Annotated in this window: 8 protein-coding genes and 4 tRNA genes; 6 read left to right on the top strand and 6 right to left on the bottom strand. The window is 62.0% G+C overall.

Going from position 1 to position 12,158, the window contains the following annotated elements; genetic code table 11:
- Positions 1–14: 14 nt before the first annotated feature.
- From V9F06_07925 to V9F06_07910, 4 genes are all read left to right on the top strand, one after another.
- Entirely contained in the window at positions 15–2,027 is a 2,013-nt protein-coding gene (locus V9F06_07925) for a hypothetical protein (GenBank protein MEI2617541.1), read from the top strand.
- Between the two features lie 138 nt (positions 2,028–2,165).
- The gene (locus tag V9F06_07920) at positions 2,166–3,530 is read left to right on the top strand and encodes a hypothetical protein (protein ID MEI2617540.1); all 1,365 of its coding nucleotides are present in this window, start codon (positions 2,166–2,168) and stop codon (positions 3,528–3,530) included.
- A 289-nt stretch (positions 3,531–3,819) separates the two neighbouring features.
- Positions 3,820–6,222: a CARDB domain-containing protein gene (locus tag V9F06_07915; GenBank protein ID MEI2617539.1), complete on the top strand. Its 2,403-nt coding sequence runs from the start codon at positions 3,820–3,822 to the stop codon at positions 6,220–6,222.
- 120 nt (positions 6,223–6,342) lie between these two features.
- Entirely contained in the window at positions 6,343–6,606 is a 264-nt protein-coding gene (locus V9F06_07910; protein ID MEI2617538.1) for a hypothetical protein, read from the top strand.
- A 177-nt stretch (positions 6,607–6,783) separates the two neighbouring features.
- Here V9F06_07910 and V9F06_07905 read toward each other — a convergent pair whose 3' ends face one another.
- Entirely contained in the window at positions 6,784–7,932 is a 1,149-nt protein-coding gene (locus V9F06_07905) for a Xaa-Pro peptidase family protein (GenBank protein ID MEI2617537.1), read from the bottom strand.
- A 207-nt stretch (positions 7,933–8,139) separates the two neighbouring features.
- On the opposite strand from V9F06_07905, the gene V9F06_07900 reads away from it, so the two are divergent.
- On the top strand, positions 8,140–8,469 hold the full coding sequence (locus V9F06_07900) for a hypothetical protein (GenBank protein ID MEI2617536.1): 330 nt from the start codon (positions 8,140–8,142) through the stop codon (positions 8,467–8,469).
- A gap of 84 nt (positions 8,470–8,553) precedes the next feature.
- On the opposite strand, the gene V9F06_07895 is transcribed toward V9F06_07900, so the two are convergent.
- Positions 8,554–8,636 (bottom strand) — tRNA-Leu (locus V9F06_07895).
- Positions 8,637–8,678: 42 nt separating this feature from the next.
- Positions 8,679–8,753 (bottom strand) — tRNA-Gly (locus V9F06_07890).
- Between the two features lie 174 nt (positions 8,754–8,927).
- On the opposite strand from V9F06_07890, the gene V9F06_07885 reads away from it, so the two are divergent.
- On the top strand, positions 8,928–9,629 hold the full coding sequence (locus tag V9F06_07885; GenBank protein MEI2617535.1) for a hypothetical protein: 702 nt from the start codon (positions 8,928–8,930) through the stop codon (positions 9,627–9,629).
- A gap of 87 nt (positions 9,630–9,716) precedes the next feature.
- On the opposite strand, the gene V9F06_07880 is transcribed toward V9F06_07885, so the two are convergent.
- The 3 genes from V9F06_07880 to V9F06_07870 form a co-directional block, all read right to left on the bottom strand.
- Positions 9,717–11,804, bottom strand: a complete 2,088-nt coding sequence (locus V9F06_07880) for a sodium-translocating pyrophosphatase (GenBank protein ID MEI2617534.1) — start codon at positions 11,802–11,804, stop codon at positions 9,717–9,719.
- Between the two features lie 166 nt (positions 11,805–11,970).
- Positions 11,971–12,046: transfer RNA gene (locus V9F06_07875), tRNA-Phe, on the bottom strand.
- A gap of 33 nt (positions 12,047–12,079) precedes the next feature.
- A tRNA-Val gene (locus tag V9F06_07870) sits at positions 12,080–12,152 on the bottom strand.
- Positions 12,153–12,158: the final 6 nt, after the last annotated feature.

Raw genomic sequence — 12,158 nt, 5'->3', positions numbered from 1 at the left:
CTTACTCCTGGTCCATGACATGGTTCAAGGGCAAGCTGTACGTTGGCACAGCCGCCAACCCACTATGCGTCGAAAACGCGCTGCTCGACTACTACTATCCCGGGTATGGGCTGTATCCGGAGCACCCCGCGCCGGACCTGACTTGCGCGGCCGACAAGTACGATCTCGACCTCCGAGCGGAGATCTGGCAGTTCACGCCAGGAACACACGCATGGAAGCTGGTCTACAAGTCGGAAACAGTTGACAACCCGCGTGCGCCCGGAAAGCAGATTGCTCGCGATATCGGCTACCGGGGAATGGCGGTTATTAACGACACCCTGGTTGTCGGCGATGTGACTGCCGGGGAATACATCCCCGAGCTTCTGACCACCGCGCCGCCACGATTCCTCAAGTCGACGGATGGTGAAACGTTCACCGCAGTCCCTGGAGCGCCGGGACAGATTCACACGTCATATGGCGCATACGATGTCATCGGATATCGCGGCATAATCGTCATGCAAGGACGATTGTTCGCGACAGCGAGCCAGAGCTACACCGGTGATGGCGCGGTCCTCGAGATACAGGACCCGTTGGGGAGCAGTCCGACCTATACGCAGGTCAGCCCGTCGGACCTCAGCGTCTTCGAGCTCGAGACGTTCAATAACGCGCTGTATATCGGCACCGGGTCGGCCACGTCCGGGTACGGAGTCTGGAAAGCGAGCCTTTCGACGCCGGGCTCGGCCTTCAGCTTCACGCCGATCGTGACCAACGGCGCCGGACGGGGGCAGGCAATCACGTCGGTGGTGTCGATGCACGTGTTCCGTGATCGTCTGTATGTCGGCGCGAGCGGTTGGTACTCGACCGTCTTCCCCGGGTCGGAGCTGATCCGAATTGCCTCCGATGACTCGTGGCAGCTCGTGGTCGGCAATAGCCGGACGCTTTCGAGCGGAAAGACGGTCTACCCGATCAGCGGCCTTCCCGATGGCTACGGGAATGTGTTCAACGCGCACTTCTGGCGTATGGAAGACATGGGCGGGGCGCTCTATGTCGGGACGAACGACTGGAGCTGGTCGTTCCGCGATGTGCCGATCTTCAATACGCTGTTGTCCTGGCAGTTCGGGTTCGACATTTACAGTAGCTGCGATGGTCAGTACTGGAACCTGGTGACGATGAATGCGTTCGGCGATGGAACCTACAACTTCGGCGCGCGCACGATGCAGAACACACCGGCCGGCGGGTTTGTCGGAAGCGCGAACCACGGCCAGGGCACCGCGATCTGGCAGGGGAGTTCGTTCGGCTTCTGCCGGACACCGTTCCCGTGGCGGCAGACGCGAGGCGGGAGAGCCAACGACCAGGCGACGACGACAGACGGCACATTGCAGTCTCCGAGCCGGGTGCTGACCGAGGTCGTCGATGGCAAGAATGTCGTGTCATGGGACGCGGTCGATGGCGCCGCCAACTATCGGGTCTTGCGAGCCGGGTATACGTCGACCCCGGGCTTCGCCTTCGATCGCACGGTGACGCGCAACCGGGGATTCGTTCCTGACTTCCCGCCGCCGGCGGTCGCGACCGGCGATAGCACGAACGCGGTGCTTGTCCCGGGTCAATTCACCGAAATCGGGACAACCTCGGACACGCATTTCACGGATACAACAGCGGCGGCCGGCAATCAGTATGCGTATCAGATCGTCGCTGAGTCGGCGTCCGGCACAGCGTCGGATCCATCGAACACGACATCGTCCCAGACTGCCAGCCAGGCGGTGACGTTCGCGATGGTTCGGTCCAGCATCTCCGACGCGGCCGCGCGGGGCGATGTGGCGCCTGACGGAAGTCAGACGCTGCTCGCGACGCTGAAGCGCGCCGAGTGGGCCGCCTCGAAGAATTTTTGCAACGTGGCTGCCAAGTCCCTCGACGACCTGCAGCAGCAGGTGTACGCAACGTCGGGTTCGGGAGTCAATATCACGAGTGAGACGACGCGAGAGGACCTTGGGGATATTATCATGCGCCTGGGCCGGCAGGTGAGCTACGGAGCGAGCACCTGTCACTGAGTTGACCTGAGGCGTCAATCAACTGGCGAGGCGTGGGGACGGCACTATGTTCCCACGCCCCTCCGACACATCCGGCTGATCCGCGCATCCGCCGGATGATCGACGGAACAGGTTCGGAACAGTACGAGAGCATACGACGTGCGTTTCCCATTCACCGTCACTGAGGAAATCCTCGCTTTCGGAAATCGGCTGGATCAGCCGCAGAACGCCTGCATCGAGATTCGTGTGTCGGGCTCGATCGACGTGTCGAAGCTCACGAACGCAGTTGCGGCAGCGGTGGCGACGCACCCGATGGCACGCGCTCGACGAGCAGCGGGCCGTCGGGTATTGCGCCCACCGATGTGGGAGCTTCGCGCACCCGGCCAGATCGATCCAGGCAAGGTCATCCAGGTAACCGACGCTGACAATGACGAGCATCTTTCCGCGCTTCGAGCCGCGTTCACCAGCCAGCTCATTGATCTCTGTGAACCACCCGCGATCCGGTTGCTACTCGTCCGGCGGCCGGGCGGTGATTCGCTGCTCTACGCCTGGAACCACGCGATGGCCGATGGCATGGGTGGAATCCGATTCTTCCGGTCGGTGGTGCGTCACTACGAGGGGGCAGCAGATCCGGTCCCGGACGTTGACCCGCTCGCGGCTCGCGAGCTGAGGTTTGATCCGGAGGAAGATCAGGCGGCGAACGCTGACCCGTCGGCTCCGGTGACCCGCTGGAATGACCTTCCGACATTGGTTTGTCCGTTACGCCCGACGGTCGAGCCCGGCTACGGGATGTGCTACGCCTCGCGTGACGTCGATGCGTTCGACCTGCGGTTGCTCCACGAGCATCGCTCGACGATCACGGTGAACGATGTCCTCGTTGCTGCGTTGCACCTCGCGATCGCCGAGTGGAACCAACGCCAGCACGAATCCGCCGAGCGGGTGATGGTGCTGATGCCGGTCAATCTGCGTCCTGCGGCGTGGCTGCACGAGGTCGTTGCCAACGTCGTCGGCCATGGCGTCGTGCAAACGACGGCCGAGCAACGAGTGAATCCCACCGTGCTGATGGACGTTGTCTGTGACCAGACCCAGCTCCTGCGAAAGTACAGCGCAGCGGCGTTTCGTGGCCGTCCGTCGTGGCTGCGACGCCTGGACCCATTCTTCATCCTGTTGCTCAGCCAGCCCCGCATCCGACGTCGGAGACAGGTGGCCGCGTTGATGTCGAACGTTGGCCGGCTACGTGGTTTCGATAGCCTTGGAACCGCCGGCTCGATCGTCGAGCTGTGGGGATCGACACCTGCGTCGATGCCGCCGGGACTTGGGATCGGTGTCGTTCGGTTCCGCAACCGCATGTGCCTGTCACTCAGATATCGACACGTGCTGTTCGACGACGATGCTGCCAGAAGCTTCCTGGGGCTGTTCATGGATCAGATCGACGTTGTGTGTGGAGACGGGAACAGCCAGGACGCTCGACGTAACGCGTTGCCGGAGAGTCCAGGCGAAACCCCGGCTCGGTCTGACGAATGAATCCCTGCGGCATTTAGTGTCGCTGACACCTTGCACAGAGACGTCTGCGCGGTCGTTTCACCCCGCGGCTGCCACATCGAGCGCCCGACGTGGACCCCGGTAAACGCATGTAACCACTCGCGACGCGACCCTATTGACATTCGCGCGGGTCGTCGTTACAGTGGGATCGTCTCGAGGCAATTGTGTCACGTGAGCGTTTCCGGTGGTCGAAACCGACAACGCCATCGTCGTACTTAACGTCTTTCTACGGTAGCTCGGTAGTGTCCGCCGGATTTGCGTTGCGTCCTGCGTGCGGGCATCCCGAGTAGAACGGGTAGGGTCGGTGCACGCAGCGTTGCTCCGCCGTCTTGCTGTTGTCGTTGTTCTCCTCTCACTGGTGTTCGGGACCGTGTCTCCAGTGGCCGCGGTGGCGACGCCTTGCGCGGATCTTCGGATCATCGCGATGTCGACAGATCCATACCAACCCATTCAGAACCAGAACGCGACAGTCCACATCACCATTCAGAACGTAGGTACTTGCGCCGCGCAGGCCTTCGTCGTGCAGTGGCAATCAGACCAGTTCGCGCCGGCCGGGCCATCGACATCCGTGGCCAACCTGAACGCGAACGCGACGATGGTCGTCGATCTGGTGTATGCGTTCCCCAACTCGGGGAACTTCATGACGATCGTCAACGTCGACACCGGGAATGCGGTCAACGAGACCAACGAGATGAACAATCTCGAAATTCTCCCGGTGAGCGTCGAGCCCGCGACGATCGATCTCCAGATCACCGACATCACGGTGGTATCGGCGGTGAATCCGTCCTCCAATCCACCGATCCCGGTCGCCGGCCGCCCCGTTACGACAACGATCACGATTGTCAACAACGGGAATACTGATGCCGGTCCGTTCCAGCTCCAGTGGTACCCATGGCTCATGGAGTCACCGTTAACGACTCAGGTCAACGCCCTGGGCGCTGGAGCGACAACGACCGTGACGTTCAGCTACACCTATTGGTGGGCCGCGACCTTCGATGGTTGGGCAACCGTCGATTCAGGCGGTTGGGTGTTCGAGACCGACGAGACCAATAACACGTTCGCAAAATCGGTCGTTGTCGACCCGGCGCTGCCGGACCTGGTCTCGACAAACTTCACGATTAACCCGGCTGCTCCAGTGCCGGGCCAGATCGCCACCGCAACGGTGACCGTGAAGAACATCGGCCACGCCGACGCCGGACCATTCCGTGTGCAATGGCAGCCGTGGTGGCTCGTTTCGCCAGTGTCGATTCAGGTGAACGGCCTCGCCGAGGGCGCGTCGACGAATGTGACGTTCAACTACGTGTACTGGCTCCCCGGCAAGTTCGACGGGACAGTCACCGTCGATAGCACGAAGCTTGTCTGGGAGATGAAGGAGGACAACAACGCCAAGCCGGTCACCGTGACAGTCGGGCCGAACTACATCGACCTGACGATCACGAACATGACGATCTCCCCCGGATCGCCGACGCAGGGACAACCAGCGACGGTCAACCTCACGGTCAAGAACCTGGGGAATACACCGGCCGGCAACTTCATGGTCGAGCTGAACCCGGATTCGCTGTTCCTGTTCACGCCTGGCCCGCAGACGATTTCCAAGCAGGTCAACGGACTGGCGGCCGGCGCAACCACGACTGTGTCGTTCCAGTACACCTACCCGGTCTCCGGGAACGTTCGGCTACTCGGGAATGTGGACGCATTCAACAACATCGCTGAGAGCAACAAGTTCGGGCCGGCCGAGAACAACAACCTCAAGATTCTGAACGTGACGGTTCAGCCTGCGCCGATTGATCTGATCATCACTGGCTTCACGATCAATCCGGCATCCCCGGTGCGTGGAGTCGAGGCGACGGCGTCGATAACCGTCAAGAATAATGGGCCGTGGCCCGCCAACGACTTCGCCGTCCAGTGGCTGCTCTCGAACACTGACGCATTCGGCCCGCTGGAGTTCATTAACGGCCTGAACCCAGGTGAGTCGCGGACCGTGACCCTGAAGGGCACGTACTACGTGACCGACACCTATACCAGTCGCGCGATCGTCGACGTCTTCAATACCGTCGTCGAGCCGGGTCCGGGCGCCGAAGCGAACAACACGCAGGACAAGACGGTGACAGTCGTCCCGCAACAATCGACCCTCAAGGTGACGCTTAACTCCGTCAACGTCTCCCACGCGGGTGAGGACGGGATTGATGGCAACGCCGAGTGGGATCCGATGGTCTTCGCCGTCCTCGACCCCAATGGCAGCTGCGGGTTCGCTGGCCAAACCATCAATGGTGTCCAGTGCCAGGTATTCAGCAACGATGCGGTGGACGATGGCGACACCTTGAACCTTAACCGATCGATCACCGTGACTCTTCAGGAGTTCACGCCGCTCGTGTTCGCGTTCGGCGCGTACGAGAATGATGACGTTGTTGGCATCCCCCTGCCCGGTGAGATCATGGGGTTCGCGTTCAATGTCACCTTCCCGCCTGACTACCTGACCCTTGGATCCATCTCGATACCTGGGGAGCAGGGCGAGTCCGATTGTGGTGCGTCGTGCTTTACTGCGAACTTCACGGTCACCGTGATCAGCACGAACATGCCGACCGGCATGGCAGCAACGACGACAACGCTCCCATTCGACACTCAGATGGTGCTCGATCACTTCCGTAGCATCGCGCAGCTTCCGAGTCAGTAACTACCTACCCCTACCGCTATCCTGTGTGGTCCGGAGGCTGGAATAGTCTCCGGACCACACTCATTCCAGATACCGCACCCCGGGCGGGCCGAGCGATTCAATGATGAAGCGGAGGAATCAATGACCAGACGTCAGGCACGTCCAACGAGCGATCCGATCGTCGGCAGCACGCCCCGCCTGATCGCTTCGACGGTCGAGCCGTTCATTGACGGCGTCGTGAGGATCGGCCTGTTTTTCGCCCCCGACGGTCGCTACTTTCTTGAGTACGAATGCAGCGGCTGGTGGTGGTATCTCGAGCGTGAAGGCATCAGCGTCGATCAGGCGGCTCGAGCTTTCGACGCATTCGACCATCGGGCCGTCAGCAAGACCGAAGCGTTTCCATAGCGACTACGTGGACTCCTGGTTGCGCCGAGCGACGCCGACCGCCGGCTGGCTGTGCGCTTCCGAGCGCAAACCGGCCGGCCAGACGACCGGTTGACGCGTGTCCGGGCCCCAGGGGCAAGCACCCCCCTGGATCGCCCGGCACGCGTCTGCCTGCCAGCAGCACTATTCCCGACCCGATCAGACGCCGAGCTCCCAGATTGTCTCGTGCCGACTGAAGTCGGTGCGATACTCGGCGCCCCGGTCGGTGATCTCGACCATGTCTTCGACATGGATACTATCGCGTGGATGATCGTGATATCCCAGCTCGATCATCATGACCATCCCCGGCAGGATCGGGTCGTCCACCCAGGGATAAATCTGGGGCGACTCATGGATTCCGAGCCCGACGCTGTGGCCCACGATCGACCACTTGAACTCCAGATTCCGAGCCGCGTACGCCGCTCGCGCGAATCTCGCGACCTCCGACGCGGGCATCCCTGGCTTGATGAACTCAACCACGGCGTGCTTCACGTCGCTAATCCGCGCGTAAAGGTCGCGCTGCCGATCCGTCGCGCGGCCCATAACGGCGGTTCGAGCGATGTCCGAAAAGTAGCCGTCCTTCCAGCCACCGAAGTCGGTCATTACCATCATTCCCGCTTCGACCGGCATGTCAGTCGCCAGCGGATGGAACAGCCCGGCGCGCGGGCCGGCGGCGAACACGGGCAGGGCGATCATGTCCGCTCCGTTGCGGAGCAGCTCATGCTGCATCCGGGCGGAAATCGACCGCTCGCTATCGCCCACCTGGGCGGCGGCGAAGGCCGTGTCGATTGCGGTCGTCGTCCAATGCGCAAGCTGAACCAGCAGGTCGCGTTCGGCCGGCGTCTTGATCGCCCTCGGTGACTCCAGATACGCGAACGCGTCCACGAACTCGACGTCCGGCGCTAATCGCTGTAGCTCGCGGAGGTGATTGGCTGGAAAGAAGCGTCCTTCGATCCCGACGCGGCCGGAGGTGACGCGCATACGCGCCAGCGTGTTGGCGACTGCCCGCATCGAGTCGAGCTCTTCGCCCTGGTAGGGGACGATGTCCGACAGGAACGTGTCGCCAGGCTGGAGCGCCTCTGCTCGCCGCTCGGTCACGACAAACGCTGGTTCTCCGTCGCGCGGCCAGATGACGAGATGCACGCGCTCCGGAATCGATCGAAGATCCATGTTGTAGAAGCCGCTGTAGTAGGGAACGTTTTCAGGAGACATAACAAGAACCGCGTCGTATGGCCCGTTCGCGATGGTGCTTGTGAGTCGTTCGATGTTGGTCAATGTGCCGCGCCTCGCAGTCGTCACGTCGAGCATGTGTGATGACCTCCGTTCACGTCGCTGATACGTTCGGTTGCTGAGTAGTGTAGGGCGATGCGACGGTATGCGGAATGGGCTGGCTTCGATCGAGGGGCCGGACCGACAGCGACGAAAGCGACGAAACGCATACACTGGATTTGCGGCGGGGCGGTCGTATACCGACCCGCTTAGTCAAGTGAATCGACTCTTCAGTGAACTGTGGACATGATGACAAGACGGCGACTCGGCGAACAATTGGATCGCGATCTCAACACGCGAGTCAACGTTATCGGCTTCGGCAGTTGGCGCGGGAAGCGGGACGGTGACGGCTACGTCGTTCGCCACCCAGGTGGCGCCAACGAGTTCCAGACCGAGGCTGCTGCACACGTCGGCGCCTTGAATATGGTCCTCGTCTACGGTGACCTGACCGACGCGGAGTGGCAGATTGCCACACGTTGCCTCCGGAACTCACAACTCGACGCGATGCGACGCCATTTGGAGGAGTTCCGAGATCGCGCTGCTGTGGAGGTGATCGCCATCCCGCGTGTTCGATGAATCAGCGTGGCAAGCAGCCGAGGCCGGGAAGCAGAACGGCTTGTGATGCCGCCTGTGAACCTGAACTCTCGACGAAAAGAAGAGTGCGGAAAGCGGGAGTCGAACCCGCACGGGCGTAAGCCCAGCGATGTTTAAGACCGCAGCGTCTGCCATTCCGCCATTTCCGCGGCAGCGCGACTGGAAAGAAAAACGGGCCTTTCGGCCCGTCCTGGAGCGGAAGACGAGATTCGAACTCGCGACCTTCTCCTTGGCAAGGAGATGCTCTACCACTGAGCCACTTCCGCGTCTTCGTCTGTGCGGCACGATTGTACCGAGCGGGCGAGGCAGTCGTCAAGACCACGACGAAGCACTGTCGTCGACAGGCGAGGCTCCCGCGAGGATTTGCCGGGTGTACACTCCAATACATTGAATGCGGGGTGGGCCGGCGAATCGCCGGAAATGGACGGATGCGGGACACGGTGATGTTCAGGTTCCTGGCGAGTGACTATCCGATCTTGCTCACCGTGCTGGTGATGCTGTGGTTCGGCTGGCGGCGAAACACCTCGACATTGCGGTGGATGTGGTTCGACAAGACTCCGTGGGCGCGGATAGCGTCCCGAACGGCGATCGGCACCGTCGGCGTGTTTCTGCTCTGGGTAACGGTCGTCGACAACTGGCGGCAACTGCTGGGCTTTCTCGTGAACCAGAAGGAGCGCTGGCGCAGCGATCCCTACCTGTTGCCCCCGCCGCCCGACGCGGTCCGGATGGTGACCTGGATCCTGTTGGGGCTGATGATCCTTGGCACGGCATACCTCTACGCTCGTTATGCGCGGGGTTACCTGATCCCGGTGGTGGTGACGCCGGCCGGTGTCGTAATGTTCTTCGCGCTGAACAGCTTCCGGATGCGGTTCGAGCTTGTCGGACCGTTGTCGGATCGTGGAGTGGACTGGAGCGTGGTGAGCGAAGTGCTGATGACGCTCATCTGGTTCGCCATGTTCTACGCGGTGATGGCGATTCTGATTTTCAGCGCCTTCGCCATCCTCTGGGGGCCGGCATCGATTGTCGTCTCGCTCATTTACCGGCTGACGATCGGTCGCGAACCTCGTGAGGAGCCGGAGATGTATCGCATCCTTCGCGAGCGTTCTGCTAACCGTGAGGACAAGCAGCACACGGGCGCCTGAATCACGAACCGACTGGTTTCTATTACGAATCGAAAGGGGGCTCGCCAACCGGCGCGCCCCTTTCGATTCGTCGTGTTGCTTGAGTGTCTAGCTCCAGTTGAGAATGGCGATCATCAGCAGCGCGACGATGTTGACGATCTTGATCATCGGGTTGATGGCTGGGCCGGCTGTGTCCTTGTAAGGATCGCCGACCGTGTCGCCGGTAACAGAAGCCTGGTGGGCCAGGGAGTTCTTGCCGCCGTAGAAGCCGAGCTCGATGTACTTCTTGGCATTGTCCCAGGCTGCGCCGCCGGTTGTCATCGAGATCGCGACGAAGAGGCCGGTCAGGATCGAGCCGATCAGCATGCCACCAACGGCCTGCTTGCCGAGCAGCAGTCCGACGATGAACGGGGTGAAGACGGGCAGGAGCGCCGGCAGGATCATCTCGCGCAGCGCGGCGCGGGTGACGATGTCTACCGCGTGGCCATACTCCGGTCGCTGGGTGCCCTCCAGAATGCCGGGCAGCTCCTTGAACTGGCGGCGAACCTCGACGACGACCGCGCTGCCAGCCCGTCCGACCGACTCCATCAGCAGTGCGCCGAACAGATACGGCAGGGCCGCGCCGATGAGCAGACCGATCAGCACGCTCGGGTTCGACAGGTCAAATACACGGTCGGCCGCGGGGAGCTCCAGGAAGAACGAGGCGAACAGCACTAGCGCCGCAAGGCCGGCCGAGCCGATAGCGTAGGCCTTCGTGATCGCCTTCGTGGTGTTGCCGACGGCATCGAGAGGGTCGGTGACACCACGGACGTTGTCCGGCATCTCAGCCATCTCGGCGATACCGCCCGCGTTGTCGGTGATCGGCCCGAACGAGTCGATCGCGACGATGATCCCGGCCATCGAGAGCATCGCCATTGCCGCGACGGCGATGCCGTAGAGGCCCGTGGTTGGGTCAGTCGACGAATAAGCCAACTCGTAGGCGGCATAGATCGCGAACGCGATGACGAGGATGGCCGGCGCGGTCGACTTCATCGATAGCGCGAGGCCGGCGATGATGTTGGTGCCATGGCCCGTCTCCGATGCCTCGGCAATACCCTGCACCGGCTTGAAGCGTGTCGAGGTGAAGTACTCGGTGATGACGACGACGCCGGCTGTGACGAGGATGCCGATCACAGCGGCGAAGAAGATCTTCCAGGTTGCCGACATCGCGATGTCGAGCCGAAAGATCGAGATCGCGTCGTCGGTGATCACGCCGTTGTCGCCCAGCAGCCAGGATGTAATCGGCCAGAAGGCGATGATTGCCAGCACACCGGCGGCGATAAGACCCTTGTAAAGCGCGCCCATGATCGAGCCGCCCTCGCGGGTGCGGACGAACATCGTGCCGATAATCGACGCGAAGATCGACGCCGCGCCGAGGACCAGCGGGAAGACCACGGCCTTGTCGTGGACTGCCGGGGCGGCGTTGGCGAAGACGAGATCGCCAAGCAGCATCGCCGCGATCGCGGTAACGGCGTAGGTCTCGAACAGGTCGGCCGCCATGCCGGCGCAGTCGCCGACGTTGTCGCCGACGTTGTCCGCGATGACGGCGGGGTTACGCGGATCGTCCTCGGGGATGCCGGCCTCGACCTTGCCGACGAGGTCAGCGCCGACATCGGCCGCTTTGGTGTAGATGCCACCACCGATTCGGGCAAAGACCGAGATCAGCGAGCCACCAAAGCCGAGTCCGATCAACGAGTTGACGTCGCGTGTGATCCAGTAGAAGACGGTCACTGAGCCGAGACCAAGCCCGGCGACGAACAGGCCGGTGACAGTGCCACCCTGGAATGCGGTGGATAGCGCCGGGCCGAGGCCGGTGCGCGCCGCTTCGGCGGTGCGGACGTTGGCGCGGACGGCGACGCTCATGCCGATGAAGCCGGCAGCAGCGGAGGCGCTCGCCCCGATCAGAAACCCGATTGCCGTCGTCCAGTTGATCGCGAGGCCAAGCGCGACTGCGATCACGATCGCGACGGGCAGAACCAGTGTGTACTGACGGCGCATGTACGCCTCAGCGCCCTCCTGGATCGCCTTTGCGATTTCCTGCATGCGCGCATTGCCAGCAGGCCGGCTGAGAACCGATCGGGCAAGAATCAGCCCGTACACAATCGCGGCCACCGAGGCAACGGTCGCCGCTAATAACCCCCACTCAACAGTTGTCACGCGTTTGGTAACCCCCCGCTTGAACGCACCAAGAACCCGCCCCCAATTTCGCAGGCCTCGGCCAGTATACAGATTCGGTCGGGGGGCTGTCAGCGAGTTGTGCGATGGATCATGCGCAAGGAAGCAACGAAGAGCGGGAGGCCATTGTGGCCTCCCGCGTCTCTGGTGGTGCCGAGGGGCGGGATCGAACCGCCGACACTACGATTTTCAGTCGTATGCTCTACCGACTGAGCTACCTCGGCATGTTGGTGGATTGTACCTGTTTCACCCAACGGTGGGCGATAGAGGGCTCGAACCTCTGACATCCACGGTGTAAACGTGGCACTCTTCCAGCTGAGTTAATCGCCCTCACAA

This window comes from Thermomicrobiales bacterium (assembly GCA_037045155.1).
Lineage (GTDB): Bacteria > Chloroflexota > Chloroflexia > Thermomicrobiales > CFX8 > JAMLIA01.
This window is presented reverse-complemented; position numbering and strand designations above follow the sequence as displayed.

Bases quoted from the DNA above. Each gene is read 5' to 3' on its own strand.
- V9F06_07910 (MEI2617538.1), top strand. From the start codon at position 6,343: ATGACCAGACGTCAGGCACGTCCAACGAGCGATCCGATCGTCGGCAGC.
- V9F06_07905 (MEI2617537.1), bottom strand. From the start codon at position 7,932: ATGCTCGACGTGACGACTGCGAGGCGCGGCACATTGACCAACATCGAA.
- V9F06_07925 (MEI2617541.1), top strand. From the start codon at position 15: ATGACATGGTTCAAGGGCAAGCTGTACGTTGGCACAGCCGCCAACCCA.
- V9F06_07900 (MEI2617536.1), top strand. From the start codon at position 8,140: ATGATGACAAGACGGCGACTCGGCGAACAATTGGATCGCGATCTCAAC.